Below are 26,484 nucleotides of genomic sequence, written 5' to 3' on the forward strand. Positions count from 1 at the left end.
TTGCAACTAGGAAGTAATGTTTGCCAACGCCGCCGAGGCATCACGAATTTGAAGTTCTTTACCGGCCAGTCGGACGGCGGTGATCGTTCGGATGGTCCGGGCGGCGCGTGCGTCGCCCGGACCAGATCCGGCGATTACAAAGTCATCTGCATCGGTTCGGGATAATAGTGGAATCCTTCACCCGCCTTGGCGACATGGCCATAGCCCGGCCAGGCGAAGTGATAGGACATCACGGGCGTCTTGTTCGCAGCAAGCATGGTCAGCAGTTTTACGCGTGACTCGGCCGCCTGCTTCGGGTCCGTGTCGTAGGAGAATTCCATCCGCGGCCGCTCGAGCAGCAGGACGGGATGATGCGACAGGTCACCAAGGAAGGCGAAGGACTTGCCGGCCGACGAGACCATGAAGATGGTGTGGCCGACGGTATGACCGGGCGCTGCGATTGCCTGCACGCCAGGCAGAAATTCCTGGCCGTCCTTGAAGAACACGATGCGGTCGCGGACCGGCAGCAGGTTCTTGCGGGCGTGAACGACGAAATCCTTGGCCGCGCTGCCAAGCTTGCCTTCGTCGGTCCAGAAGTCGAAATCGGTCTGCGAGATGTAGATCTGCGCGTTGGGAAACAGCGGCTTCCCGCCGTCGTCCACGATGCCGCCGATGTGGTCGATATGGGCATGCGAGCAAACCACGGCGTCGATGTCGCCGGGCTTAATGCCGGCCTCGGTCATGCTCTTCTGCTGCCGACCGGTGGTGGCGCCGAACATCTTGGATGAGCCCATGCCGGTATCGAACAAGATGAGCTTGTCGCCGGTGTTGACGATCGGCGAGTTCTGCTCGAGCACGACATTGTCCGGCGACAGGAAATTGTCGACGAGCATCTTCTTCACCTCTTCCTTGGAAACACCGGTGAAGGTGCCCGAGGGATCGCCCAGGGGAAGCGGTCCGTCGGACACGACGGTGACTTCGGCGTCGCCGAGAACGAAGCGGTGCCAGTAGGGCGTCTGGGTGCCGAGCTTGGGAGCGCGCGCCAAGGCGCTGCCGCCGAGCATTGCGCTGGCACCAAGGCCAGCCCCGAGGGTCAACAAGGACCGACGTGAGACATCGATTGTCATGCGTTTCCTCCGCTTTTGTCTTTTGTTTTGCGCAATTGCTTGCGCGTTACATTCGGCCCGCGCCGATGGTCGAATGCTGCGCCGGTTCAGGCAGGCGAGCAAGTGGAATTGATTTGGCGATGATCTCGGTTTGTCGAAGTTGGATGCCCAATTCCGGCGCGCGACAAAAAACGTCCGTTGCCGACGAGCCTCGTCAGCACGATCCGTGCCAGTACAGCCAAAAGCAATCAATGATTGTGTCGTGATTGTGTCTGCTGGCCGCCCGATCCGGCGTGACCGCAAGATTCTTTGTACGTCGCGAACCTATGGCTCACGCAATTCTCGGCGCGAGCTCGCTCCCTTCCGTTTCGGCAAAGCCCGCCTGCAAAACCTCTTCGCGCTTGTGGCGCAAATGCGCTCGCAGGATATGGGCGAGGCCGACGCCGTCGCGCCTCTGCAGTGCGTTCAGGATGGCATCGTGCTCCTTCACGGCGACCGCCCAGCGTTCGGGCGTCATCGGCGTGACATAGCGCGCGCGGCGGATGCGCGCGGTCACGGACGTATACAGCCCCGCGAGCACCGGGTTTCCGGCCGCAACGACGATGGCTTCGTGAATGGCGCGGTTGCCGCGATAGTACTGGATCAGATCGCGTTCGCGATAATGCCGCACCATGTCCGCGTGCGCGGCGGCGATCTCGTCGATCTCGGCATCGGTGATGCGTTCGCAGGCGAGTTCGCCGGCGAGCGCCTCGAGGCCCTGGCAGACCTCGAACAGGTCGCGCATATCCTTGTCGGTCAGTTTTGCCGCACGCGAGCCGCGATGCGGCAGGAGTTGCACGAGACCTTCGGCGGCGAGCACCTTGAGCGCCTCGCGGAGCGGCGTGCGCGATATCTGTAGCCGCTCGCACAGTTCGCGCTCGGGAATCCGCGCGCCCGGCGGGATCTCGCCGTCGAGCAGGATGGCCCGGATGCGGCCGACGACTTCCTCATGAAGCATGGGTCTGAAGTCCATTTGAATGCAAAAATGGAGTTATATACGCATTAATGCAAGTTCCGGCTTGTAAATCGATCATTTTGCATTCAAAAATGTAGAAAAGCAGATGGACATCGAGGAAATGGACCAGCAGGTGAAGGCGGAAGACCTCGTTTTCGAGCGCCAGGACGGGATCGGGCGGATCACCTTCAACCGCCCGCAGGCGCGCAACGCCTTCACTTTCGCGATGTATGAGCGGCTCGCCGCGATCTGCGAGGAGATCAACGACGATCACGCGATCAAGGTACTGGTGCTGCGCGGGGCCGGCGACAAGGCGTTTGCCGCGGGCACCGACATCAATCAGTTCCGCGATTTCAAGTCGCCGCAGGACGCGATCGACTACGAGAACCGCATCGATCGGGTGCTGACCACGCTCGAACAGTGCCGCGTGCCGACGATCGCGGCGATCAACGGGTTCTGCACCGGCGGCGGCGCGGGCATTGCCGCGGCATGTGACCTCCGCATCGGCACCCAAAGCGCGAAAATCGGCTTTCCCATTGCCCGCACGCTCGGCAACTGCCTGTCGATGTCCAATGTCAGTCGTCTCACCGCGCTGATCGGCGCCGCCCGCGTCAAGGATCTGATCTTCACGGCGCGGCTCGTCGACGCGACCGAGGCTGCCAGTGTCGGGCTGCTCGGCGAGGTCGTCGAGGATATCGCCGCGCTCGAAAGGCGCGCGGACGAGGTTGCCAAATTGCTCGCCAGCCACGCGCCGCTGACGCTGAATGCGACCAAGCAGGCCGTGGCGCGCCTGCAAAGGCGCCTGACGCCCGACGAGGGCGAAGACCTCATCCTGATGTGCTACACGAGCCAGGATTTTCGCGAAGGGCTCGATGCTTTCCTCACCAAGCGCGCGCCGCAATGGCGCGGCCAATAGGACGCCCCGATGCAAAGCGATCGCTCGCAATCAACCTCCGGCCGTTCGGGGCCGCTTGCCGGCCTCAAGGTCATCGATCTCACCCATGTCATGGCAGGGCCGACCTGCACCTTGATGCTGGCCGATATGGGCGCCGACGTCATCAAGATCGAGAAATCGCCGAACGGTGACGACACCCGCCATTCGGTGCCGCCGAAGATCGGCGACGAGGCGGCCTCCTTCCTGATGATGAACCGCAACAAGCGCGGCATCGTGCTGGATCTGAAGACCGATGGCGGCAAGCAGGTGTTGCGGCGGCTGATCGCGGGCGCCGACGTGCTGGTCGAGAATTTTGCGCCGGGCGCCATGGAGCGCCTCGGCTTCGGCTATGACGACCTGCACAAGCAGCATCCAACGCTGATCTATTGCTCGCTGTCTGGCTTCGGCCGCACCGGACCCTACAAGCATCGCCGCGGCTTCGATCTGGTCGCCCAGGCCATGAGCGGAATCATGAGCTTTACCGGCGAACGTCCCGATGGTCCGCCCGTGAAATGCGGCCCGCCGCTGTCCGACATCACCGCCGGCCTGCTGGCGAGCATGGGCATCCTCGCGGCCTACACGCACCGTCTCAAGACCGGCGAAGGGCAGTGGGTCGAGACCTCGCTCTATGAGGCCGCGCTGGTGCAGACCTACTGGCAGTCGACCATCGCGCTGGCCGCGGGCACCGCGCCGCGGGCCATGGGTTCGGCGCATCCGCTCAACGCGCCATATCAGGCGTTCGAGGCCTCGGACGGCTGGTTGGTGGTCGGCGGCGCCAACAAGAAGCATTGGCTGTTGATGCTGGAGGCGCTCGGCGCAAGCGAGCTCGCAGCCGATCCACGCTTCGTCACCGGCGCCGACCGCATGGCCAATTTGAAGGAACTCGAAGCTGTTCTGAGCGAGCGCTTCCGCACCCGCACGCGCGCGCACTGGCTGGCGGCACTGGACGAGAAGGGCGTGCCGTGCGGCCCCGTGCACGACATGCTGGAGGCGCTCAGCGATCCGCAGACGCTGGCGCGCGAGATGGTTGTCGAGGTCGAGCATTCCACGCTCGGGCCCGTGAAGACGATCGGCTTGCCGGTCAAGTTTTCGGAGACCCCAGGCAAAGTGCGCACGGGCGCGCCGGTCTACGGTGAGCATACAAGCGAGGTGCTGGCCGAGCATGGGTTCGACCGGAAGCAGATCGACGCGCTCGAACAAGAAGGCGCAATCGTGTTGGCATCGGGAAGAGGCGAGGAACGGGTCGCCTGACCGGACGTCGAAAACAACAAGAACAAGAGACAAAAATAAGCTGGAGGACATCATGGGTCAGACATCAAAACTTCTGCTCTCCGCAGCCGTAATTGTGCTCGCCGGCACGACGCCGGCGCTCTCGGCCTGGCAGCCGCAAAAGCCGATCGAGTTCGTGGCGACCGCCGGGCCCGGCGGCGGCACGGACAATCTCGCGCGCGCCGTGCAGAACATCATCACCAAGCACAAGCTGGTGGAGCAGCCGATCGTCGTCGTCAACAAGGGCGGCGGCAGCGGCGCGGAAGGCTATGTCTACGGCAAGGCGTCCGCCGGCGATCCCTACAAGGTGATCTTCGGCACGTCGAATGCCTGGCAGCAGCCGCTCGTCTCCAAGGTCGCTTTCAACTACACCGATCTCACCCCGATCGCGGCGATGGCGCAGGACGAGTTCCTGCTCTGGGTCAAGCAGGACGCGCCCTACAAGACGGCGGGCGATTATCTGAAGGCGGCCGCATCAGGCGATTTCAAGATGGGCGGCGCGCAGTCAAAGGATACCGACGAGGTGCTGACCCGCATGATCGAGAAGGCCGGCCACATCAAGCTGACCTATATTCCCTTCAAGAGCGGCGCTGAGACCGCCGTGCAGCTCGCCGGCGGACACCTCGACTCTCACGTCAACAATCCCAGCGAGAGTCTCGGGCAATGGCGTGGCGCCACCCAGCGCCCGCTTTGCGTCTTCAGCCCGAAGCGGCTGCCGCAGGGCGCCAAGGTCACCGCGACCGAAGGCTGGGGCGATGTTCCGACCTGCGTCGAGCAGGGCCTCGACATCAAGCAGTATGAGCAGCCGCGCACAGTGTGGCTCCCCGGCAAGGTCACGCCGGACCAGGCCGCGTTCTATGTTGACCTGATGAAGAAGGTGCAGGCGACGCCGGACTGGAAGGACTACATCGAGAAAACCTCCCAGGTCGACACGTTCCTGACCGGTGCCGAGTTCGACAAGTTCATCAAGGAGGATCTCGAGCGCGTCAGGCTGGTTGCGAGCGAGCAGGGTTGGTTGGTCAAGTGAGGCGGCGCACGCCTCAAACCCCTCCGCCGGAACGACAGCGAACGCTGGGAAAACACGTGCGCCATAATCGGACACTGTACGTGGCCTGACCGGAGCCCTCGATGATATCGCGCCGCGCTCTCGAACTTGCGACAGCCGTTCTCACCGGCAGCTTCGGTGTGGCGGTCGTCATTTCCAGCCTCGATAACGGCATCGGCTGGTCGAGCGCGGGCGTGGACGCCGGGACGTTTCCGTTCCTGACCGGGATCATCATCGTGCTCGGGAGCCTCTACAACCTGTTTCGAGGTGTCATGCCGGCCGCGACGCTCGCCAGCGTCCCAATTGCCATCACATCGATCGAGCTGCGCCGGCTTGCCGGCCTGTTCGTGCCGGCCGCGATTTTCGTGGCTGCGATCCCGTTGGCCGGGATGTACGTCGCCTCGGCCCTGTACATCTTCGCGGTGCTGGCGATCCCCCGACAACAATCCGTGCCGCGCGCGCTTGGCATGGCGGCGGCGACAGCGCTTGCGCTCTACGTCGTGTTCGAGCGCCTGTTCCAGGTGAGCTTGCCGCACGGCGCGCTCGCCGCGGCGTTCGGCTTCTGACGGAGAGGCCGATGGACAATCTCGGAGAACTCCTTCACGGCTTCAGCATCGCGATCACGCTGCCGCATCTGGCGCTGATGGTGATCGGCGTGCTGCTCGGCATTCTCGTCGGCGTGCTGCCTGGGCTGGGTGCTCCGAACGGGGTGTCGCTGCTGCTGCCGCTGACCTTCGGCATGCAGCCGGTCTCTGCCATCATCCTGCTCTCCAGCATGTATTGGGGCGCGTTGTTCGGGGGATCCGTGACCTCGATCCTGTTCAACATCCCGGGCGAGCCGTCGTCTGTCGCCACCACCTTCGACGGCTACCCGATGGCGCGCGATGGACGGCCGACGACGGCGCTCGCCACCGCCTTCGGCTCGGCGGCATTCGGCGCGCTGATCGGCGTCATCCTGATCACCTTCCTCGCATCATGGGTGGCGCAAGTCGCACTCGCCTTCGGGCCGGCGGAATATTTTGCGGTCTATTTTCTTGCCTTCGCCAGCTTCGTCGGCATGGGCGGGGCTGCTCCGATCAAGACTGTCGTCGCGCTGGCGATCGGCTTTGCCATCGCCGCCATCGGCATCGACACCGTCTCCGGCAGCGTGCGCCTCACCATGGGCGTCGACGAGCTGGTCAAGGGCGTCAACTTCGTCGTCGCGGTGATGGGCCTGTTCGGCATCGGCGAGCTGCTCGTGGCCGTCGAAGAGGAGTTTCATGCCCGCGCGGTCTCGTCGAAGATAGAGTGGCGCGAGGTGTTTCGCGCGATCGGTCGCCTGCCGCGGCATAGCGTTGCGCTGTTGCGCAGCGCGGCGATCGGATGCTGGATGGGGATCACGCCCGGTGGCCCGACTGCGGCATCGTTCATGAGCTACGGCATCGCCCGGCGCTTCTCGCGCCGTGGCAGATATTTCGGCACCGGGGAGCTTGAAGGCATCATCTCGCCGGAGACGGCCGATCATGCGGCTGGCACCAGCGCGCTTCTGCCCATGCTCTCGCTCGGCATTCCCGGCTCGGCCACTGCGGCCGTCATGATGGGCGGGCTGATGATCTGGGGCCTCAATCCCGGGCCGATGCTGTTCGTCGACCAGAAGGACTTTGTCTGGGGCCTGATTGCCTCGATGTATGTCGGCAACATCGTCGCCGTCGCACTCGTGCTGCTGACCGTTCCGGTCTTCGCGGCCCTGATGCGGATTCCCTTCGTGATCATCGCGCCGCTGATCGTGATCATCTGCGTCGTCGGCGCCTATTCGGTATCGAACTCCTATCTCGATGTCGTCATGATGCTCGGCTTCGGCATCGTCGGCTATCTCTTCAAGAAGCTGTTCTATCCGCTGGCGCCGCTCGTGCTCGCGATCGTCATCGGGGACAAGGCCGAGGACGCGTTCCGGCAGTCGATGCTGATGTCCAAGGGATCGCTCGGGATCTTCTTCGCCAACAAGCTGGTGACATGCCTGATCGTGGCCGGCATCGCACTTTTGCTGCTTCCGCTCGTGCTGCAGCTTGCGCGCCTGCTGCGCAAGCCTGCGCCGTCCACCGACGAGACGACAGCCCAAGAGAGAACGCAAGAGAGAGCTCAAGAGACCGCTCAAGAGACCGCTCGGGAGAAAGTGATCATATGACCGCAAAGCCGCTCATTGCATTGGCAATGGGAGATCCCGCCGGCATCAGCCCGGAATTGACCGCAAAGCTCGTGGTGCAGGACGATATCCGCGCCCGCAGCCAGATTGTCGTGATCGGCGACCGCCGCATCTTCGACGCGGGCGCGCGCGTTGCCGGCGTCGAGCCGGAGCTGACAACAGTGGAGCAGGGGGCCGATCTGCGCGCGGCGGAGGGCGAGACTCTGTTCGTCGACCTCGGCCATCTCGATCCCGGCGACATCCAGCAGGGGATCGCGAGCCTTGCCGGCGGCAGGTTCGCGCTTGCCAACTACAAGCACGCGCTCGAGCTCGGCCGCGACGGCCGGGTCGATGCCGTCTGCTTCACGCCGTTCAACAAGCAGGCGATGCGGCTGGCCCGCGCCGAGTATGACGACGAGATCGCATTCTCCGCCGAAGTGGTCGGACTCAAAACCCCCGCAAGCGAGTTCAATGTGCTGGACCGGCTGTGGAACGCCCGCGTGACGTCCCACATCCCGCTCAAGGACGTCGCCGCGCGACTGTCCGGCGAACGCATCCATAGCGCGCTGAAGCTGACCGATGCCTGCATGCGCAACGCCGGCTTCGCACGGCCGCGCATCGCGGTCGCCGGTCTCAATCCGCATGCCGGTGACGGCGGCAATTTCGGCCGCGAAGAGATCGACATCATTGCGCCCGTGGTCGCCGCCGGCCAGCGCGATGGTATTGCCGCGGAAGGGCCATTTCCCGCTGACACCGTATTCCTGCGCGCCAAGGGCGGCGCCTTCGATGCGGTGCTGACGATGTATCACGACCAGGGCCAGATCGCGATGAAGCTGATGGGTTTTGATCGTGGCGTGACTTTGCTTGGCGGCTTCCCGTTCCCGATCTGCACGCCCGCGCACGGCACCGCGTACGACATTGCCGGGCAGGGCATTGCATCAATCGGGGCCAGCCGCGCCGCGCTGCTGCTAGCCGGAGAGATGGCGGCTCGTCGCGTCGCCTGATTTCTCCGAGGGCGCCTGCTTGTGCCCGCGGTGGCCGTGCGCAGCTTCGGGCCTCCGGGAAAAAGTGGAAACTTCCGCCGTCGTAACGAGTTGCTGTCCCATGAACGTCTCCATCTCGGAGTTGGAACATGGTAGACGACGACCCGCTGCGAACGGCGGTGGATATTGCTTGGTCCGTTTACCGCGCCCGGCATCGCCACGTCGATGCCGCAGATTGCCGTCGCTGCCTGCTCGAGCGTCATCTGCAAGGGAGATGGGAAGCGCGCGGGAGCGATGCCGAAGAACTCACGGGATTCGGGATTGCCTACCTCGATCGGCTTCCCGAGGACGAATGTTAAGGCTCGTGGAAGGGCTCGTCTGCCGGGTCGCGGCCGCAAGTGCCAGGCCGAATTGGACGCTGCTCGCGATTTCGAACCTTCTGTCCGCCGCGATCGTGCTGATCGTGCGTGCGGCGGCTTGACGGGTAGCCTGCCATGCGCATCGCTCAGCTTGCTCCCCTGGCCGAAAGCGTCCCTCCGAAGCTCTACGGGGGCACCGAGCGGGTGGTGGCCTGGCTGGTGGATGGGCTGGTCGAGCTCGGCCACGAAGTCACGCTGTTTGCGAGCGGCGATTCCAGGACGAATGGTGCGCTTCATCCTGTCTGGCCCCGCGCGCTGCGGCTCGGACAAAAGGGGGCGGACCCGACCGCCGCAGGCGCGATGCTGATGGAGGCAATCGCAAGGCGTGCGAAAGAATTCGACGTAATCCACGCGCATGTCGACTGGCTGTCCCTGCCGTTGCTCAGTCGTCTCGGCGTGCCGTTCCTCACGACCATGCACGGCCGCCTCGACTTGCCCGGACTACCCGACGTCGTCAGGCACTTCCCTGAAGCATGTTTCGTGTCGATTTCCGATCATCAGCGGCTGCCGCTTCCGGATGCGAAATGGATCGGAACCATCCAGCACGGGCTGCCGCCCGATCTGTTTCGGCCGTCCTACGAACAGGGGTCCTATTTGGCGTTTCTCGGGCGGCTCACCGCAGACAAGGGTCCGCAGGACGCGATCCGTATCGCGCGCGCAGTCCAGATGCCCCTCCATATCGCCGCGAAGGTCCCGCGCGCCGAGACGGCCTACTTCAGGAACCACATCGAGCCGAACGTCGACGGCAAGGATATCCGGCTTGTTGGTGAAGTCGATGACGCAAAGAAACAGCCCTTCCTTGCCGAAGCCGCTGCTCTGCTGTTTCCGATCGATTGGCCGGAGCCGTTTGGGCTGGTCATGATCGAAGCGATGGCATGCGGAACGCCCGTGATCGCCTATCGCTCCGGCTCCGTCCCCGAAGTCGTCGAGCATGGATTGACCGGCTTCATCGTCGAGAACGAGGAGCAGGCCGTCAAGGCGATCGGCGAACTGGGAAAACTGGATCGAAGGAAGGTGCGCGCCCGCTTCGAGGAGCGCTTCTCTGCGAGCCGAATGGCGAGGCAGTACGAACACCAATACCGCAAGCTCGCTAGCGCCGCGGCTCGGGAGTTGATCACTGAACCGTCGGAAACGTGAAAGGACCCGGCGATGTCGCTCGGAAAAGCGGGGCAGATTTGCATCTTTCTGGTCTTCGCTCTGGCTGCGCCGCCGGCGTTCGCCGCGGAGATCAACGCCGCTGCCATCAACGTCGCCGAGCCGTCGAAGAAAACCCTGTCGAACGATAAGCCGACCGCGGCCGGGGTCCGGTTGCAGGTCCTGCTGGACCGCGCGCACTTCTCGCCCGGCGCGATCGACGGCAGATTCGGCGAGAACGCCAAAAAGGCGTTGCGGGCCTATGCCGAAGCACGGCAGCTGCCGGTTTCGGACGCCGTGACGGACGATGTCTGGACCGCGTTACGGGCGGACGACCGGCCGGTGACGATGACCTATGCCATCACCGAGCAGGACGTGGCGGGTCCTTTCCTGAAAAAGCTGCCGTCGAAGATGGAGGACATGAAGGAGCTTACAAAGCTCGGCTTCACCAGTGCGCGCGAGGCCCTGGCCGAGAAATTTCACATGAGCGAGCAGCTCCTGGCCGCGCTCAACTCCGGGCGCCATTTCGATCGCGCCGGCGACACCATCGTCGTGGTGGACACATCAGGCGCAGGCGAGGGCATCCCCACCAAGGCCGAGAGGATCGAGGTCGACAAGGTCAGGCAGACCGTAAAACTGTTCGACAAAACGAATGCGCTGATCGGATTTTATCCCGCGACGGTCGGCAGCGAGGAGAAGCCGTCGCCCTCAGGCACGCTCAAGGTCACGGAAGTCAGCCGAAATCCGTACTATCGCTACAATCCCGCTTATCGCTTCAAGGGCGTCCATTCCCGCAAGCCCTTCACCATCAAGCCCGGCCCGAACAATCCGGTCGGCACGGTCTGGATCAACCTGTCTGCCGAGGGCTACGGCATTCACGGCACGCCCTCGCCGGAGAAGATTTCCAAGGCGGAATCTCACGGCTGCGTGCGTCTGACCAATTGGGATGCCGAGCGCGTCGCCGGGCGTGTCTCGAAAGGCACGCCGGTGGCATTCGTAGGCAGCCCCGGATGAAATCAACGCCTCGAGGTGGCAATGCCGCTCGCCGATTGTGCGCTATTTCGGGATCGGCATAGTCAGCTCCTTGTCGGCCGTATCCACCACGAAGACGGCCAGCAATTTTGCGGGTTCGGTCTCGCTGGCATTGGCGCTGACGGCATGGCGGTCGCCGGGCTTTTCGGAGAAGTTCTCGCCCTTGTGAAAGACCTTGACCGGGCCGTCATTGACCTGACTGCGGATCGCTCCTTCCAGGACGGTGGCGTAGATGAAAGCCGAGGGCGCGTGGATGTGGGCCGGCGAGGAGCCTCCGGGACCATACTCGACCAGCACGCCCTTCATGCTCTTGCCCGGGACATTGGGCAGCGCCTGGTCGAACACGACCGTCACCTTGGCCGTGGGCGTCGCCGTCTCGGCGGCATGGGCTGTCAGGAATGATGCGGCATAAACAGCGGTTGCGATCAGCAATCTGCGCATGGGGGTCTCCTCAAAGTCTCGCGAGCCATGTTGCGAGCGGCGTCGTGCCAAGCCGCGCCTCGCCAAGAGGGTTCAGCGATGTGTCGTCGATGGGAGCGCCGTAGTACGGCGCCTTTGGGTCTCCCACCACCGGTCGGGGGTCGCCGGACGCCTTCAGGCGGCGTGCGATGAATTCATTAAAGGGCGCCTTCTCAGGTCCTGCGATATCGATCGTGCCGTTAAGCGGCGGGCTAATCGCGACTTCTGCGAGGCGATCGGCCACGTCCTCGGCCGCGATGGGCTGAAACAATGCCGAGGGAACAACGATCCCACCCTCGGCCGCACCCATCTCGGCAATGGCGCTGAGGAATTCGAAGAACTGGGTGGCGCGGACGATCGAGTAGGGGACCGGCGAAGACTTGATGATAGTCTCCTGCGCCAGCTTGGCGCGAAAATAGGAGTTATCGGGCGAGCGCTCGGTTCCGACGATCGAGAGCGCCACATGATGCTTCACGGCCGCTGCGGCCTCAGTCGCAGCGAGGTTTTTGCTCGAACGCTCGAAGAATTCCAGCACGGCCGCGGGCTCCCAGGACGGCGCGTTGGCAACGTCGACGACGACATCGGTGCCCGCCAGCACTGCTGCGAGACCTTCCCCGGTCACCGCGTTCACGCCCGACTTCGGCGAAGCCGCGACCGCGTCGTGGCCTTGCTGCTTGAGCTTCGCCACCAGCTTGGATCCGATCAATCCGGTCCCGCCGATCACGACGATCTTCATGGCCTATCTCCTCGGCACGTTGCGGGCGCGAGCGTTTCAGGGTCGACGGCGCGCGCGTCGCGATGCGATGAGGCGACTCTTACCGGGGAAATGGGGCAGGCTCTTGCCTGTAACCGGCCCGCCTTGTCCAAAAATGATGAAGATGTTTATCGATCGCCGATAGATAAGTTGCATATCGAAATAGCCCGACGCGCGGAGCGCACCGCTGGCGCCAGCCACCACCAGCGGCGCGCGCTAGATTGCAGCACGTCCTTCGTGTCGGCGTTCGGTTACAGACGGCAATCGCACTACGCAGCGGAACCCGACATGGCTGGTCGAGGTATCGACCGGCTCGGCGTGCCGCGCGGCCGGGCGGTATCGGCGGCAATAGTTCGGCGCGCAGAGGTGCGAGCCGCCCTTGAGGACCTTGAGCGGAATCTGGATGTCGGGGAGGCGAGGGTCGTAGCTTGTGTGCTCACCGCCGCCGCGGGGATTTTTGGGGATGCAGCAGGGTTTTGCGGCGTCGGCGGCGTGTTTTGACGACCACCAGTCGGAGGTCCACTCCCAGACATTGCCGATCATGTCGTAGAGACCGTAGCCGTTCGGCGGGAAGGCCATGACCGGCGAGGTACGCTCGTACCCATCCTCGCCGAGATTCTGGACGGGGAAGTTGCCCTGCCAGATATTGGCCATGTGTTTGCCGCCCGGCATCAGCGCATCGCCCCAGGCGTATTCCTCCGCCTCGAGGCCGCCACGCGCCGCAAATTCCCATTCCGCCTCCGTCGGCAGGCCCTTGCCGGCCCAGTGGGCATAGGCTGCCGCATCGCTAAAGGAGACGTGGACGACGGGATGATCGTCGAGATCCTTGATGTTGCTGCCAGGACCATAGGGATGACGCCAGTTGGCGTCGCGCAGGAAAGTCCACCACTGGCTCCAGTCGGTGAGATCGGTGATGCGCGGCAGCGGTGAGAACACCCGCGATCCCGCGTAGAGCATCTCTGCCAGCGCGCCCGGATAGTCCTTCGGATCCGGAACGATCTGCGCCTCGGTGACATGGCCGGTTGCGTCGACGAACTGCTTGAACTGCCGGTTGGTCACGGGCGTGCGGTCTATCCAGAAGCCGTCGACAGGAACGCGATGGCTCGGCGCTTCCTCGGGATAATGATGGTCGGATCCCATGCGAAAGGTTCCGCCGGGAATGAAGACCATCTCGCCGGTCTTCAAATCATCCGGCAACCACTCGCAGTGATCCAGATCCGCTCGCAACATGGTGGAAGCTCCGATGCTCGTAGTCCACCTGATGCTACTGCGCCAACTCTGGCAGACGTCGACGATAGCTCTCTCCTCGGCCCATTAGACGCATTGTCTCGTCCCCATTTTTTGGCGCTCAGGGGAGAGGAGGACGCTGCATTGCGTCAACATCTCTTTCTTTTGCACGCACGTTTTCGACCACGCGGCAAATCCATGCCGCGTGCGCTCTGCCATCCCCAAAGCGCGTCCGCTCAATATCGCTAAGGTTGCAAACGGTACCCGAAGATTGGACGGCTGTGATGTGCAGTTTGTGCCAGTCTGCGGGGGAGTTGGTGAGGCCTCGCGTGCCGCAGAATTGTCGCGCTTCAGTAACACGGTACAGCCATGGGGCAAGTCCTCCTGGTTGATTCGCGCAAGCTGGACGGTTTCGAAGGACTTCAGCAGGCCGTCCACGGCTCGCATGTCGATGTGATGCAACTCGGCCGCGGTCGGTTGCGCGGAACGTTGTCCCATGTCGGCATCGGCGACTTCTCGCTCAGCATTGGTGCGTTCAACGTCGGCATGCGCACGCAGCGGGTTTCCAGCGACGACAAGCTGATCATCGGGATGCTGCTCGCGGCCGAAGAGCGCGTCGCCCACTGGTCGTTCGACATGCAGCTCAACGATGTGCTCGTCATTCCGCCGCTGCTCGAACATGACGGTGTTTTTCACGGCGGCTCCGCTTACGCCGCCATGCGGTTCGACCTCAACGAGGTCGCGACGCTGTTCGCCGGAAAAGCACGGCTGAGTGATCCTGACACCTGGCGCAGCCGCGGTCATTTCCGCGCGGACATCGAGAGCGGCGCGATCGCCTCGCGCCGCCTGGTCCGGATCATGTCGCACCTGCGCGACAACAAATACGGACTGACGCCATCAACAGCCGATTTCTGGAAACGATCGATCGCCGAATGCATGGCTGCCAACGTCGCGTCGTCGCTGCCACCCGACGGCAATGGCTGGCTCCCTTCCGCGCGACGGCTGATCCGCAAGGTCGAGGAGTTTCTCGACGACGCCGGCACCCGTCCGATGCACGTGTCGGAAATTTGCGCGGCGCTCGGCGTATCGCGGCGCACCCTACACCGCGCGTTTCAGGAGGTATTCGGTCTCGGCCCGGTCAGCTTCCTCAGGCACAAGCGTCTTTGCGCTGTTCATTCGATCCTGCACCAGAGCGCACCCGGCTCGACCACCGTGACAGCGGTCGCCATGCAGCAGGGCTTTTACGAACTCGGCCGGTTCTCGCAATACTACCTGGCAATGTTCGGAGAGCGTCCGTCGCAAACGCTCGGAATCGCGGCGGTGCAGGCCGCCGAAGACGAGATCGCCAGAGCCTCGCGCTTTGAGCCTGGACCGCGAACGACGCCATGATGGCATGCATGCCAGTGTTTTGCAGGCGTCAAACGGCGAAAAAACTGTCATGAAAACAACCGGATGGCTACCGTGTATGGGGTTGTTTTCACGGTTTTGAGTTGGATAGGCGAGCCGCCTCCAGCTTCAGGCCCCGCAGACGATCACGCCGTACCAGCCCAGGCCGCGATAGGTCTCGTAGCCGGGCGTCGCATGGAACGCGACCAGCGTGCCCGAGCCGTCCTGGTAGAAGCCGGAACGCTGGCCGTTGAGCGACAGCGAGATGCGTTCGCTGAGAATGCCTTGTCCGTCGGAAGCGGCGATCACGCGAAGATTGGAGTCGACCAGCAGCACGCGCGCCTTGTCGCTGTCGCCAACGCGCACGCCTTGCACGATGGCGCGGGCCTGCGCCTCCCAGTCGAAATGGATGGCGAGCACCCCGATCGGCGCGCCGTTGGCCTGGCCGCCGGCGCGGACGCTGGCGCAATAGGTCGCGACCTGGGCATTGCCGAGCAGCGGCTGGTTCTCGACGTCGCCGGCGACATAGTCGTCGCCGGAGCGCAGGGTCTTGGCCTCGCGAAACCATTTGGTGTGGGCGACGTTCTGGCCGACAGCGCGAAAGCGGTCGGCGCGGCCGTTGGCGATGACGTTGCCGTCGAGATCGCAGAGCCAGAGGTCGAGATAGACGGTGTAGGCTCCTAGGATCACACCGAGACGCTGCGAGGCATGGGACACGGCCGCGGCGTCGGGCGAGGCCGCGCAATCGACCAGCGCGGAATCGGTCGCCCACCAGCGCACGTCGCAGGTCCGTTCATAGAGGTTGCGGTCGATCAGCTCGATGGCGTTGAGCGAGAGGTCGACCATGCGCTCGCCGCGCGAGCGCTGGCTCATGCGGTCGATCGAGGCGACGAGGTCGCCGGTGCGCTTGGTCAGCTGGCTTTCGAGTTCGCGGGCGATAGTCTCGACCTGCTGGCCGACGCCGCGGACCTCCTGCGCCACCACCGCGAAGCCCGCGCCCTGCGCGCCGGCGCGCGAGCTTTCGATCAACGCGTTCAGCGCCAGCATCTTCATCTGGTTGGTGATCTGCTGGATCGCCTTGGTCTTGTCGACCGCGATCTGGTTGACCTCCGCCGTGAGGCGGTTGATCAGCGCGGAGATGTCGGAATCATCATCAGCGGGTTCATTGGCGATCGGCTTGGCTTTGAAACCCAGCGCAGCAGACATCGGGGGCTTCCCTTGGCAATGAGGTCTGATCTGCAACGAACCCGGAACAATCACTGACAGATCGAATACGATTCTTTTTCGGAGATTCCGCCTAACGCCTGCTTAATTTGCTGTTTTGCGGAATGCTCAAATGATAGTCAGTCCGGGTAGCAAAGCGGCAATCCACCGCTTTGTACCGCGCAGACGTTGCAAATCCCGAGGGATTGCGGGCCAATCGTCCGTCGGCCGGGCGATGCAATCCCTCCGGCTCCCAGGTTCCTCAAACCGACAGCTGTTCATGACGCCGCCCGCTACCGCCTTGCCCGTTGAAGCGCCCCAGGCGTTCCTGGGAGTGGCGCGCTCGCTCACCGACAAGCTTTGGCGCGACCGGCTGGATGCCCGCGGGGCGGCGAAAGCGCTTGCCATCGTGCAGCGCCAGCAACTGCCCGAGCTCCTGGCGCGGGTGCTGGCAGGCCGCGGCGTCGACAGCGACGCCGTCGCAGATTTCCTCGATCCCACCATCCGCAAGCTTCTGCCGGACCCGTTCACGGTGACGGAGATGGAGGCCGCCGCGAAGCGGATCGCGGATGCCGCAGCGAACGGCGAGAAGGTCGCGATCTTCGGAGACTACGATGTCGACGGCGCGACCTCGGCGGCGCTGCTGACCTGGCATCTGCGGCATTGCGGGCTCGATCCGCTGATCCACATTCCCGACCGCATCTTCGAGGGCTACGGGCCCAACACGGAAGCCGTGCGCGCGCTGGCCGAAAAGGGCGCCACGCTGCTCGTCACCGTCGATTGCGGCACCACCAGCATCGAGCCGCTCGCCGAAGCAAAACGTATCGGCATGTCCGTCGTCGTGATCGACCATCATCAGGCCGGCACGGAGCTGCCGGAGGTCGACGCGCTGGTCAATCCGAACCGGCTCGACGATCTCTCCGGCCTCGGCCATCTCGCCGCCGTCGGCCTCGTGCTGGTGACGCTGGTCGCGGTCAATCGTGAATTACGCCAGCGCGGCTTCTGGAATGCGGAGATGCCCGAGCCGGATCTGCTCGGCATGCTGCATCACGTCGCGCTCGGCACGGTTGCTGATGTCGCGCCGCTGATCGGTCTCAACCGCGCGTTCGTCGCCAAGGGCCTGATCGCGATGCGGCGGCGCGACCATGTCGGCCACACAGCGCTGATGGACGTGGCGCGGCTCAACGGCCCGCCGGAGGCCTGGCATCTCGGCTTCATGCTGGGGCCGCGCATCAATGCCGGCGGTCGCATCGGCCGCGCCGATCTCGGCGTGCGCCTGCTTTTGGAGGGTGACAGCGTCGAGGCCGCGCGGATCGCCGCCGAACTCGACCGCCTCAACAGCGAGCGCCGGGTCATCGAGCAGGCGGCCGAAGCGCAGGCCGAAGCCGAGGCGCTCGCCTCGATCGGGCTCGAGGACAAGATCGGCGTGATCGTCACGGCCTCCGAAGGCTGGCATCCCGGCGTGGTCGGTCTCGTTGCGTCCCGGTTGAAGGAGAAGTTCTCGCGGCCCGCCTTTGCGATCGCGCTGGAGCCCGGCGGCATCGGCACCGGCTCCGGCCGTTCGATTGCCGGCGTCGATATCGGCAAGGCCGTGCGGCAGGCGGTCGCCGATGGCATTCTGCTGAAGGGGGGCGGCCACGCGATGGCTGCGGGGGTCACGCTACGGAAGGAAAAACTCGCCGAGTTTCGCGCCTACCTCGAGAATGCGTTGGGGCGCGACGTTGCCGAGGCGCGCCACGTCAACGAGCTCTACATCGACGGCGCGGTCTCCGCGCGCGCGGTGACGACCGAGCTTGCAGCGACGCTCAACCGCGCGGGTCCCTTCGGCAGCGGCAATCCGGAAGTCGTGTTGGCGCTGCCGGCGCACCAGCTCGTCTATGCCGACGAGGTGGGACAGGCACATTTGAGGCTACGCTTCAAGTCGGGCGACGGCGCCATCGTCAACGGCATCGCGTTCCGTTCGATCGGACAGAAGCTCGGCAACGCGCTCGTTGCCAATCGCGGCCAGCAATTGCATGTCGCGGGATCATTGTCGGTCGATCGCTATCAGGGCGCCGAGCGTGTGCAATTCCGCGTCATCGACGTCGCGCTACCCGATCAGGGACCATCCATGATTAGATAGGCCCGGCAAACAACAAAAAAGCTAACAGCAAAACTGGGAGTGAACATGGCAGGGCAGGTTGAGGGTAAAGTGGCGCTGGTGACGGGCGGCGCCTCCGGCATCGGCGAAGCCGTCGTCGAGCTATTCGCGCGCGAGGGCGCCACCGTCATTGCCACCGACATCGACGAGCTGCGCGGCCCCGAGCTCGCCAATCGCATCACCAAGGCCGACGGCAAGGCGATTTTCCTGGAGCAGGACGTCACCAGCGAAGAGCGCTGGATCGAGATCACAGCCGAGATCGCGAAGCGCTTTGGCCGGCTTGATATTCTCGTCTCCAACGCCGGCATCGGCATCGCCGTGCCCTCGATCGTCGACATGACGCTCAGCGACTGGCGCAAGCAGAACGCGATCAACCTCGACGGCGTCTTCCTCTCGGTCAAGCATTGCCTGCCCTTGATGCGCAAGACCGGCGGCGGCTCGATCGTCATGATGTCCTCGCTCGCGGGCCTGCGCGGCGCGCCTGGGCTGTCGGCCTATTCGGCGACCAAGGGCGGCGTGCGGCTGTTCGCGAAGTCGATCGCGATGGAGTGCGCGGCCGCCGGCGACGGCATCCGCGTCAACTCCGTCCATCCCGGCATCATCGACACCCCGATCTGGGGCAAGATCCCGACCGGCGCGACCGGCAACCAGGGCAATGCACCGATCGATCCCGAGGAGCGTGCGCGCCTCGTCACGCCGCTCGGCCGCGCCGGCCATGCTTCTGAAATTGCCTCCGGCGTGCTGTATCTGGCCTCCGATGCCTCGCGCTACGTCACCGGCAGCGAGTTCGTCATCGACGGCGGCATGAATGCCGGCGGCGTGCCGCGGCGGCAATAGACCGCCTCGCGGGCTGCGAAGGGCAGGGTGGCGCGCGCGGGGGCTGACGCGCAGGCGTCGGACCTGTACAACGCGGGCGTCTTCCGAACGACAGAGGTGTCCTTCCGCCATGGCGCACAGCCTTCACTCTTCGTCCTCCACGCCGGCAACGTTCCGCTCGAACCGTCCGGACCTCGTCACCGACGCGATCCGCAGCGCGCGCGAGGATCTTGCCGCCTGCTTTCGGATGGCTGCGCGCAACGGCTTTGAGGAGGGCATCTGCAACCACTTCTCGGCCGTGGTGCCGGGCCATGACGATCTCTTCCTGGTCAACCCTTACGGCTACGCCTTCCGCGAGCTGACCGCGTCAAAGCTGCTGATCTGCGATTTCCACGGCAGCGTGCTCGACGGCGAGGGCGTACCCGAGGCGACCGCGTTCTACATCCATGCCGAGATGCACAAGCGCCTGCCGCGCGCCAAGGTCGCCTTCCACACCCACATGCCCTACGCCACGGCGCTGTCGATGACCGAAGGCGATCCGCTGATCTGGGCCGGCCAGACCGCGCTGAAGTTCTATGGTCGCACGGCCGTGGACCGCGACTACAACGGCCTTGCGCTCGACAACCGCGAAGGCGCGCGCATCGCATCCGCAGTTGGGGATGCCGATATCATCTTCATGAAGCATCACGGCGTGATGGTGCTGGCACCGACCATCGCGGAGGCCTGGGACGATCTCTACTATCTCGAACGCGCCGCCGAGGTGCAGGTGCTGGCGATGTCGACCGGGCGACAGGTGCTGCCGGTCGATCCCGCGATTGCAGCCGAGACCTACAGGCAGATGCGCGAGGGCGATTCCGAATCTGCACGGCTGCATCTTGCGGCGATCCGTCGCCAGCTCGATGCGGAGGAGCCGCACTACAGGCACTGAGGCCGCCTACGACCCTTGGCGTAGCTTCGCCAGCACCTTCAGCCCGCCATAGCCGTCCGCAGGCACGATACCGGCCCTCTGCTGAAAATCCTTGATTGCCTTCATCGTGTCGTTGCCGACGCGGCCGTCGGTGCCGCCGGTGTCGAAGCCCGCCTTGGTCAGGCGCGTCTGCATCTCCTGCACCTCGGCGAGTGTCAGCGCGCGCTCGGAGCCGGGGAACGGCTGGATGAAAGGCGGGGCGCCGAGGCAGCGGTCGCCGAGATGGCAGATCGCCAGGGCATAGTTCATCGAGGGATTGTAGCTCTTCACCGCGTTGAAATTCGGTCCCAGCAGAAACGTCGGCCCGCCCGCAACCGGCGTCCACATCTGCGCGGATGCGGAGGCTTGCGGGAATGGCTGGCCGTCGGCGCGGGTGACGCCGGCCGCCTGCCAAGCCGCATAGGTCCGGCTGCCGCTCATCTCACCGGGCGTGCGCACCTCGTAGCCCCAATGCTCGCCGCGGTGCCACTTGCCGCGATTGACGAGATATTTTGCCGTCGAGCCCAGCGCGTCGTCGGGCTTGCCGAACGGCGACACCTTGCCGTCGCCATCATAGTCGATGCCGACATTGAGCCAGACCTCCGGCATCCATTGCGAATGCCCCATCGCGCCGGCCCAGGAGCCCTGCATCTGCTCCGGCGTGCTCCAGCCCTTGTCGACGATGCGTAGCGCGTTGATCAACTCGGTCTCCCAATAGGCCTTGCGACGCGGCTCGTTCCAGGCAAGGGCGGCGAGCGAGGGAAACACCGGCGTCATGTGGTTCTGCTGCACCAGCGGATCGCCATAGGCGGACTCGACGCCCCACAGCGCCAGCAGCGTACCGCGCTCGACGCCGAAATCGCGCTCGATGCGCGCGAGCAGCGCCTCGTTGTTCTTCAGCGCGATCTTGCCGTTGATGATGCGCCAGTCGGAGACGCGACGGTTGATGTATTGCCAGACCTGCTCATGAAATTCGGGCTGGGTACGCATCTGCTTGAACACGCTCATGTCGGGCTCGACCCGCGCCATCGCACGCTGCCATGTCGCAGCCGAGATGCCCTTGGCCATGGCACGAGCGCGAAAACCCTCACGCCATTCGTCGAAGCCTGGAGGTGCGGCGAAGACATGCGTCGGGAAAGCGAGCAGGGTGGCGGCGCCGATCGTGAAGGCGCGGCGGGTATGATGGATCGAGGAATCAGCGTGTTTCATCGACTTATTGTAGCGGGAAATGCGGCTCCTGTGAGTCGGTTCCTGGAGGGTCGGGAACGGGACGTCCGTCCTGTTCCTTCCGGAACAAATTGTCGCACTCACGCATTCCCTCCGCATGCAATCGAGGAGGACGAGATGAGGAAATATCTGTTTGCGGCCGCCATGGTCACCGCTATCGCAGCCCCCGCATTCGCCGACGAAGTCGGTGTTCATGTTGGTCCGGTCGGCGCCGGCGTGACCGTCGGACAGTCCCCGGAATATCGAGAGCGTGACCGCGATCGTGATCGCACCACCGTGATCAAGGAGCGCGAGCCTGCCGACCGCACCACCGTCATCAAAAAGGAAGATGAATTCGGTAACCGCGAAAAGACCGTGATTCATCACGACAACGACTAACGGAGCGGGGCCCCGGCCGATGGTCGGGGCCCGCCTTCCGTCGAGAATTCGGGGTCGAATGAAGATACGCGCGCATGCAGAGAGCCACGTCGTCGAGCTCGACGACGGATCACAATGGCAGATTTTCCCTGGCGATCTCGCCACCACACTGAGCTGGAAGCCCGAAACCGATCTGCACCTGGAGCGAAGCGGCGAGCGGGTGAGTTCGCATGAGCTGGTGAACGACGCCGATCAAAGCCGCGTGCGGGTGATCGCAGCGGGCGAGACCTGGCCCGATGGCGAGGTTAAGAAAGTGTTGAAGGGCGGGTAGGGCGCGCCTGCAACGGGTCGGATATCCCCAATTTTGAGCCTGTCACTTTACGGTCGATTCGCTTCCGTCTGCGCACAATGCGTGAATGCAGGAGCTGTTCGACATCATCCGCGCCAAGCCCTGGCCGTTCGGCGCCGGGTTGTTCGTCGTCGTCCTGATGATCCTCGCGGAGAACTTTGGCGCGGTATTCAAGGCCACGGCGCCGTCAGTGACTTCCCGGATTCGGACGGTGGCGACGGCGGAGGCGGCGACTAGGTCCCGCCAGCGGCAAGCGCGCTTCGCCTAGTCCTCCTGCAAATCGGCCGCGATGCCTGCGAGCCAGCGGCGAATGCTTGCCTCGGCCTTGACATCGAGCCCGGCGGCCAGCCGCTTCTCCAACGCAATCACCCTTTCCCGGCACGCTTTCAAAAGCGCCGTGCCGCGCGGCGTCAGCGTCCATTGCTGGATGCGGCCGTGGACGGGATGCGGCGTCATCACAATCGCGCCGTCACGCTCGAGATTGCGGATGATGACGCCGACGGTCTGGGGCGTCAGAAAGGTGAGGCGGGCAACGTCGGCGCCCGAGAGGCCCGGATAGGCGTTGAGCATGGTCAGCACCGCGAATTGCGGTGAGGTGACACCGAGATCGGCGAGCGACCGCTCCATCGTCAGACGGACTGCGGCGTGGGCCTGGCGCAAGAGATAGCCGAGATAGCCTTGCTCGCCGCGCTTGCCTTCCCCTGGGGCTGGCACGCGCACGGCGTCAGGCTTGGCAGTCTTGCGCCGGGATTTCGATCTCGTGATACTGGGCGACTTGCGCAACATGTAAGTGCTCTTATAAGATGTAAGCGGTCTTACAATACCACGAGGTGAACGGCAATGTCACACGCCCGCAGCGAATACGAGGATTTCAAGAAGATCGCGCCGGATGCGTATGAGCTGGTGCTGGCGCTCGGCCAGGTGGCGGCCAAGGCCGGTCTCGACAAGCAGCTTCTCGAACTGGTCAAGCTCCGGGCATCGCAGATCAACGGCTGCGCCTTCTGCGTGCAGCATCACATCCTGCTTTCGGAGCGGATCGGCGTGCCCGTCGACAAGCTCAATTTGGTCGTGGTCTGGCGCGAGGCGCCGATCTTTTCCGCGCGCGAACGTGCCGCGCTGGCCTGGACCGAGGCGCTGACCTGCCTGCCCGACGGAGTCGGCGAGGGCGTGTATGCCGAGGCGAGCCGTGAATTCTCCGAGACCGAACTGACGTACCTGACCTCTGCGGTTGCCTCGATCAACGTCTGGAATCGTTTCGGTGCGGCGTTTCGCTGGACACCGGCGAAGCGACCGGTCGCAGCGAATGCGGCGGCATCCTGATTGCAACGAAGGGAGATCGTGATGACGGTAGTAAGTTTGCCCACCACATTGGCGCCATCGCGTTCGATGGCGATCGCCGTCGTCGGCGGGCTTGCGTGCGCGCTTGCGATCGGCAAGGCGTTGCCGGTGACGATGGACACCATTTCCGGCGCACTCGCGCCGCTCTGCGCCACCGCCGCCGAAAGCTCGCCGCTGGACAAGGTCGAGCCGATCGACTCCTACGCGCTGCCGAACGTGCCGGGCAAGCGCGTCACCATCGTGCGCGTGTTCTACGGCCCTGGCGGGTTCTCGCGGCCGCATCGTCACGCAGGATCCGTCACCGCCTACATCACCAAGGGCGAGATCCGCTCCCAGCTCGGCGGCGGCCCGGTCGAGACGTTCGGCGTCGGCCAGTCCTTCTTCGAGCCGCCCGGCTCGACGCATCTGGTCTCGGCCAATGCCAGCACCACGGAGCCGGCGGAATTGATTGCCGTGTTCGTGGCGGACGAGGGCGCGCAACTCACGACGTTGCTGGAGTAGCCGGCACCCGCAATCTGCAGCCGCTTTTGTTCAGGTCGGCTGCGATCGCTTCAGACGTTTCCATAGCGGTGAAAGACCGTATGTGACGGCCGGTGTCGCAACTGCGCCGACAAGGAGCCCAATAATGCCTGAAATGGCTGCCTCGACCGCCCATCCGACGGTGCCGGCAATGGAGGGAAGGAGGTGCGCGGCAGCCTCGGTCGCGGCATGAACCGTATGGCCGACCACCGGTGGGCCGTATTGTTCGATGCCGTGCAGGATGATGCCGCCACCGACCCAGATCATCGCGGCGGTGCCGATGGTGCTCAGCACCGCCAGGAAGACAGGCATGCCGCGGACCAGCGCACGTCCAAGCAATCGGATTCCGCCGCCAATAAGCGAGGCGCCGTCATACCGCGCAAGGGCCAGGCCGACATCGTCCGCCTTCACGATCAGGGCGACCACGCCGTAGACTCCAACAGTGATGAAAATGGCGACGAGTGCGAGCACGAGCGCCTGGGTCCAGATGCTGCCCGCCGGGACGGCCGCCAGCGTGATCGCCATGATCTCCGCCGACAGGATGAAATCCGTTTTGATGGCGCTTGCGACTTTCTCGTCCTCGACCGACCGCGCGTTCAATGCAATTGGCTGGGGCTGGGCTTCGTGGTGGCGCGCATCATGCGGCATCACGGCTTCGAGCACCTTCTCGGTGCCCTCATAGCACAGAAAGGCGCCGCCCAGCATGAGCAGCGGCGTGACCGCGGCGGGAAGGAAATAACCAAGCAACAGGGCAATGGGCAGCAGGATCAGCAATTTATTGCGCAGCGACCCAACCGCAATCTTGCCTACGATCGGCAGTTCGCGTTTCGAGGCAAAGCCGATCACGTAATTCGGAGTGACGGCTGCATCATCGATGACCACGCCAGCCGCCTTTGCTCCCGCCTTGGCCGTCTGGCCCGCGACATCGTCGAGCGAGGCTGCCGCCACCTTTGCAATCGCGGCGATATCATCGAGGAGACCAATCAGTCCGGCACTCATCAACCCAGTTCCTTCTGCCTTCAGTGGGCCGTGTGTGCGGCAACACGCTTTTGCGCTGCCTGGCATTGGAAAGAGCAAGCCGTCAGTTCTCGTCGCCGCCCGATCCCTCGCGCAGGTCCGGCTTGAGCACGTCCTCCGGCAGCGCATGCGCCACGGGCTGTGGCGTGCCGGCGATCTCCGGGCCGACCTCGCGGCCGCGGGCGCGGATCAGGCGCTCATAGGCCGAGACCAGCGTGACGTAAGGACTGACCCAGATCCAGCCGTCGCGGGTGAACACTTGCACGTCGAAATGCAGGTGCATCGAGGTGCCGGCGGGATGGTCGAGATAATTCGAGACCACGCCGATCTTCTCGCCCTCCGATACGATGCGGCCGTTGAGCAGGCCGTCGGCGTTCAGCGCCTGCGGGTTCATATGCATGTAGCGGAAACGGATGTGCTCGGTCCGGCTGTTGATTTGCAGCGTCACGGCCTGATCCTTGGCAGCGCGTATGACCCTCGCATCGCGCACGGCGACGACGGCGCGCTGCTTTGGATCGCAGGCGTGGCGGCCTTCACCAGGCGATGGGCACTCAGCCGCGCGGATGTCCTCGCCCTGATGGCCATAACCGCCGCCGCATTGCCAGACCTCGAAACTGCGGGCTTCGCAGAAATTGTCGCGCCAGGGGTAAGCGGTCGTGCTCTCCATCTTGTCGCGCTTGGCATAGGATTGCGAGTGTACGAACGCGGGCGCCTTCTCGAGAGGAAAGCGGATCTGTGCGTAGGCCATCACGTCGGGATGGCCGCCCTGCTTGCGATAGCCGGTGTTCGGGATGATGTCGCCGCTCGGCCTGTAGGTGAAGTCCGGGGAGCGCACCGTGGGACGATCGAGAATGTTGGAAGCGATGTCCGTGAGCGGCCGCATGCGCTGGCCGCCCGCCACGCGCAGCGCCTTCAGGAAGCGCTCGGCGACCGGATAGGCCTCCTTGCAGGCAAGCCGCCGCGGCTTGGCAACGCTGTCGAGGCATTGGATCGACACCACATAGGCGACGCCGAAACGGGTGAAAGCGTAGCGCATATAGCCTTCCCGGATGAACTTGCGCAGGTCCGGGTAGAGCGCCGCGAGCGGTTTGACCGGCTCGCCCTTGCCGCCCGAGGGATCGGCAATGTCATAGACCAGCGCCGAGCCCGTGATCTGCACCTCGACCGGCCTTGCGAAGACCCGGCTCGGCATGCCGTCTCCAGTACCAGGCTCGAACGAAAAGGTCGCGCTGTAGCCGGCGGGACCGGCATCGAACAGGTCGACGGAATTGAAGTCAGCCTGGTAGCGCGACAGCGCGACGGTCGCCGGCGCGCCATTGCGCCGAGCTTCGAGATACGCGGCAGCGTCGAACGGCAGCAGCACGGGCACGGAGCTGCGGGCGATGCCGGTGAAGAATTGCGAGGAGATCGCGTTGAGCTGCACCAGCGCCGGCATCGCGCGCGGATCGTAGCGCGGCACCGAACGACGGGGTGCGAAGATGAAGTCTTCCGCGGCCCGGGGATGGACGTTGATTTCGGTGCGGAGCTGGTCAAGCGCCGCGCGCCAATCGACGCGCAGCGCCGTGAGTGAGGGGCTGCGGAACTCATCCGCAGCAAGTGGAGAGGCAATGAGGAGCGAAAGCGACGCCAGAAGTTGCGAGACGAAGCGGAAACTTTTCCCAACCACTGTCTCGCCCCCCGGCGGCACCTG

At 64.3% G+C, this 26,484-nt stretch carries 28 protein-coding genes; 18 read left to right on the plus strand and 10 right to left on the minus strand.

What is annotated here, in order from left to right; genetic code table 11:
• Positions 1-134: 134 nt before the first annotated feature.
• Both ACFQX9_RS23215 and ACFQX9_RS23220 read right to left on the minus strand, forming a co-directional pair.
• Positions 135-1,106, minus strand: a complete 972-nt coding sequence (locus ACFQX9_RS23215; RefSeq protein WP_085353482.1) for an MBL fold metallo-hydrolase — start codon at positions 1,104-1,106, stop codon at positions 135-137.
• Between the two features lie 310 nt (positions 1,107-1,416).
• Positions 1,417-2,082 (minus strand): GntR family transcriptional regulator, encoded by a 666-nt coding sequence (locus ACFQX9_RS23220; RefSeq protein ID WP_377790719.1) that lies wholly within the window; start codon positions 2,080-2,082, stop codon positions 1,417-1,419.
• A 118-nt stretch (positions 2,083-2,200) separates the two neighbouring features.
• Between ACFQX9_RS23220 and ACFQX9_RS23225 the strand changes: the two genes are divergently transcribed.
• The 9 genes from ACFQX9_RS23225 to ACFQX9_RS23265 all read left to right on the plus strand — a co-directional run bounded on the left by ACFQX9_RS23225 (position 2,201) and on the right by ACFQX9_RS23265 (position 11,038).
• The gene (locus tag ACFQX9_RS23225; protein ID WP_018454422.1) at positions 2,201-2,995 is read left to right on the plus strand and encodes an enoyl-CoA hydratase/isomerase family protein; all 795 of its coding nucleotides are present in this window, start codon (positions 2,201-2,203) and stop codon (positions 2,993-2,995) included.
• Positions 2,996-3,004: 9 nt separating this feature from the next.
• Positions 3,005-4,264 carry a CaiB/BaiF CoA-transferase family protein gene (locus tag ACFQX9_RS23230; protein WP_204511108.1) on the plus strand — a complete coding sequence of 420 codons (1,260 nt, stop codon included), beginning with the start codon at positions 3,005-3,007 and terminating at the stop codon, positions 4,262-4,264.
• Between the two features lie 52 nt (positions 4,265-4,316).
• The gene (locus tag ACFQX9_RS23235; protein WP_085353479.1) at positions 4,317-5,309 is read left to right on the plus strand and encodes a tripartite tricarboxylate transporter substrate binding protein; all 993 of its coding nucleotides are present in this window, start codon (positions 4,317-4,319) and stop codon (positions 5,307-5,309) included.
• 101 nt (positions 5,310-5,410) lie between these two features.
• Positions 5,411-5,893: a tripartite tricarboxylate transporter TctB family protein gene (locus ACFQX9_RS23240; protein WP_085353478.1), complete on the plus strand. Its 483-nt coding sequence runs from the start codon at positions 5,411-5,413 to the stop codon at positions 5,891-5,893.
• 11 nt (positions 5,894-5,904) lie between these two features.
• Entirely contained in the window at positions 5,905-7,491 is a 1,587-nt protein-coding gene (locus ACFQX9_RS23245; protein ID WP_018454418.1) for a tripartite tricarboxylate transporter permease, read from the plus strand.
• Positions 7,488-8,492, plus strand: coding sequence for a 4-hydroxythreonine-4-phosphate dehydrogenase PdxA (locus ACFQX9_RS23250; protein ID WP_247390541.1), 1,005 nt, complete (start codon positions 7,488-7,490; stop codon positions 8,490-8,492). Before ACFQX9_RS23245 ends, ACFQX9_RS23250 begins: the two co-directional genes overlap by 4 nt.
• 128 nt (positions 8,493-8,620) lie before the next feature.
• Positions 8,621-8,830, plus strand: a complete 210-nt coding sequence (locus ACFQX9_RS23255; RefSeq protein WP_083926364.1) for a hypothetical protein — start codon at positions 8,621-8,623, stop codon at positions 8,828-8,830.
• Between the two features lie 135 nt (positions 8,831-8,965).
• On the plus strand, positions 8,966-10,027 hold the full coding sequence (locus ACFQX9_RS23260) for a glycosyltransferase family 4 protein (protein ID WP_377790723.1): 1,062 nt from the start codon (positions 8,966-8,968) through the stop codon (positions 10,025-10,027).
• A gap of 12 nt (positions 10,028-10,039) precedes the next feature.
• The gene (locus ACFQX9_RS23265; protein WP_085353475.1) at positions 10,040-11,038 is read left to right on the plus strand and encodes a L,D-transpeptidase family protein; all 999 of its coding nucleotides are present in this window, start codon (positions 10,040-10,042) and stop codon (positions 11,036-11,038) included.
• A gap of 42 nt (positions 11,039-11,080) precedes the next feature.
• Here the strand turns inward: ACFQX9_RS23265 and ACFQX9_RS23270 are convergent, their stop codons facing one another.
• The 3 genes from ACFQX9_RS23270 to ACFQX9_RS23280 all read right to left on the minus strand — a co-directional run bounded on the left by ACFQX9_RS23270 (position 11,081) and on the right by ACFQX9_RS23280 (position 13,499).
• Positions 11,081-11,497, minus strand: a complete 417-nt coding sequence (locus ACFQX9_RS23270; RefSeq protein ID WP_085353474.1) for a cupin domain-containing protein — start codon at positions 11,495-11,497, stop codon at positions 11,081-11,083.
• 10 nt (positions 11,498-11,507) lie between these two features.
• Positions 11,508-12,251: an SDR family oxidoreductase gene (locus ACFQX9_RS23275; protein ID WP_085353473.1), complete on the minus strand. Its 744-nt coding sequence runs from the start codon at positions 12,249-12,251 to the stop codon at positions 11,508-11,510.
• 234 nt (positions 12,252-12,485) lie between these two features.
• Positions 12,486-13,499 carry a formylglycine-generating enzyme family protein gene (locus ACFQX9_RS23280; protein WP_377790726.1) on the minus strand — a complete coding sequence of 338 codons (1,014 nt, stop codon included), beginning with the start codon at positions 13,497-13,499 and terminating at the stop codon, positions 12,486-12,488.
• A gap of 366 nt (positions 13,500-13,865) precedes the next feature.
• On the opposite strand from ACFQX9_RS23280, the gene ACFQX9_RS23285 reads away from it, so the two are divergent.
• Entirely contained in the window at positions 13,866-14,885 is a 1,020-nt protein-coding gene (locus ACFQX9_RS23285) for a helix-turn-helix domain-containing protein (protein WP_247371072.1), read from the plus strand.
• Between the two features lie 126 nt (positions 14,886-15,011).
• On the opposite strand, the gene ACFQX9_RS23290 is transcribed toward ACFQX9_RS23285, so the two are convergent.
• The gene (locus ACFQX9_RS23290) at positions 15,012-16,088 is read right to left on the minus strand and encodes a methyl-accepting chemotaxis protein (protein WP_377790728.1); all 1,077 of its coding nucleotides are present in this window, start codon (positions 16,086-16,088) and stop codon (positions 15,012-15,014) included.
• 277 nt (positions 16,089-16,365) lie between these two features.
• Here ACFQX9_RS23290 and recJ point away from each other — a divergent pair, with 277 nt between their 5' ends.
• The 3 genes from recJ to ACFQX9_RS23305 all read left to right on the plus strand — a co-directional run bounded on the left by recJ (position 16,366) and on the right by ACFQX9_RS23305 (position 19,969).
• Positions 16,366-18,207, plus strand: coding sequence for a single-stranded-DNA-specific exonuclease RecJ (recJ, locus tag ACFQX9_RS23295; RefSeq protein WP_247390557.1), 1,842 nt, complete (start codon positions 16,366-16,368; stop codon positions 18,205-18,207).
• Positions 18,208-18,252: 45 nt separating this feature from the next.
• The gene (locus ACFQX9_RS23300; RefSeq protein WP_377790730.1) at positions 18,253-19,062 is read left to right on the plus strand and encodes an SDR family NAD(P)-dependent oxidoreductase; all 810 of its coding nucleotides are present in this window, start codon (positions 18,253-18,255) and stop codon (positions 19,060-19,062) included.
• A 109-nt stretch (positions 19,063-19,171) separates the two neighbouring features.
• Complete coding sequence (locus ACFQX9_RS23305; protein WP_377790732.1) at positions 19,172-19,969, plus strand: aldolase; 798 nt, start codon at positions 19,172-19,174, stop codon at positions 19,967-19,969.
• Between the two features lie 6 nt (positions 19,970-19,975).
• On the opposite strand, the gene ACFQX9_RS23310 is transcribed toward ACFQX9_RS23305, so the two are convergent.
• Entirely contained in the window at positions 19,976-21,196 is a 1,221-nt protein-coding gene (locus ACFQX9_RS23310; protein ID WP_247297384.1) for a lytic murein transglycosylase, read from the minus strand.
• Positions 21,197-21,331: 135 nt separating this feature from the next.
• On the opposite strand from ACFQX9_RS23310, the gene ACFQX9_RS23315 reads away from it, so the two are divergent.
• The 3 genes from ACFQX9_RS23315 (at position 21,332) to ACFQX9_RS23325 (ending at position 22,188) form a co-directional block, all read left to right on the plus strand.
• Positions 21,332-21,592 carry a hypothetical protein gene (locus tag ACFQX9_RS23315; protein WP_007591459.1) on the plus strand — a complete coding sequence of 87 codons (261 nt, stop codon included), beginning with the start codon at positions 21,332-21,334 and terminating at the stop codon, positions 21,590-21,592.
• Positions 21,593-21,650: 58 nt separating this feature from the next.
• Positions 21,651-21,902: a hypothetical protein gene (locus ACFQX9_RS23320; protein WP_018454404.1), complete on the plus strand. Its 252-nt coding sequence runs from the start codon at positions 21,651-21,653 to the stop codon at positions 21,900-21,902.
• 85 nt (positions 21,903-21,987) lie between these two features.
• Positions 21,988-22,188: a hypothetical protein gene (locus ACFQX9_RS23325; RefSeq protein WP_377791061.1), complete on the plus strand. Its 201-nt coding sequence runs from the start codon at positions 21,988-21,990 to the stop codon at positions 22,186-22,188.
• Here ACFQX9_RS23325 and ACFQX9_RS23330 read toward each other — a convergent pair.
• Entirely contained in the window at positions 22,185-22,706 is a 522-nt protein-coding gene (locus ACFQX9_RS23330) for a MarR family winged helix-turn-helix transcriptional regulator (protein ID WP_018454402.1), read from the minus strand. The two genes, ACFQX9_RS23325 and ACFQX9_RS23330, sit on opposite strands and share 4 nt — an antisense overlap.
• Before the next feature lie 54 nt (positions 22,707-22,760).
• Here ACFQX9_RS23330 and ACFQX9_RS23335 point away from each other — a divergent pair, with 54 nt between their 5' ends.
• Complete coding sequence (locus ACFQX9_RS23335) at positions 22,761-23,240, plus strand: carboxymuconolactone decarboxylase family protein (protein WP_018454401.1); 480 nt, start codon at positions 22,761-22,763, stop codon at positions 23,238-23,240.
• A gap of 21 nt (positions 23,241-23,261) precedes the next feature.
• Positions 23,262-23,759: a cupin domain-containing protein gene (locus tag ACFQX9_RS23340; protein WP_085353466.1), complete on the plus strand. Its 498-nt coding sequence runs from the start codon at positions 23,262-23,264 to the stop codon at positions 23,757-23,759.
• A 30-nt stretch (positions 23,760-23,789) separates the two neighbouring features.
• On the opposite strand, the gene ACFQX9_RS23345 is transcribed toward ACFQX9_RS23340, so the two are convergent.
• Together ACFQX9_RS23345 and ACFQX9_RS23350 are read right to left on the minus strand one after the other, a co-directional pair.
• The gene (locus tag ACFQX9_RS23345; protein ID WP_377791056.1) at positions 23,790-24,776 is read right to left on the minus strand and encodes a DUF808 domain-containing protein; all 987 of its coding nucleotides are present in this window, start codon (positions 24,774-24,776) and stop codon (positions 23,790-23,792) included.
• A gap of 82 nt (positions 24,777-24,858) precedes the next feature.
• Positions 24,859-26,481 (minus strand): M23 family peptidase, encoded by a 1,623-nt coding sequence (locus ACFQX9_RS23350; RefSeq protein ID WP_377790735.1) that lies wholly within the window; start codon positions 26,479-26,481, stop codon positions 24,859-24,861.
• Between the last annotated feature and the right edge of the window lie 3 nt (positions 26,482-26,484).

This window comes from Bradyrhizobium sp. GCM10028915, assembly GCF_042666195.1.
GTDB classification, from domain to species: Bacteria; Pseudomonadota; Alphaproteobacteria; order Rhizobiales; family Xanthobacteraceae; genus Bradyrhizobium; species Bradyrhizobium canariense_D.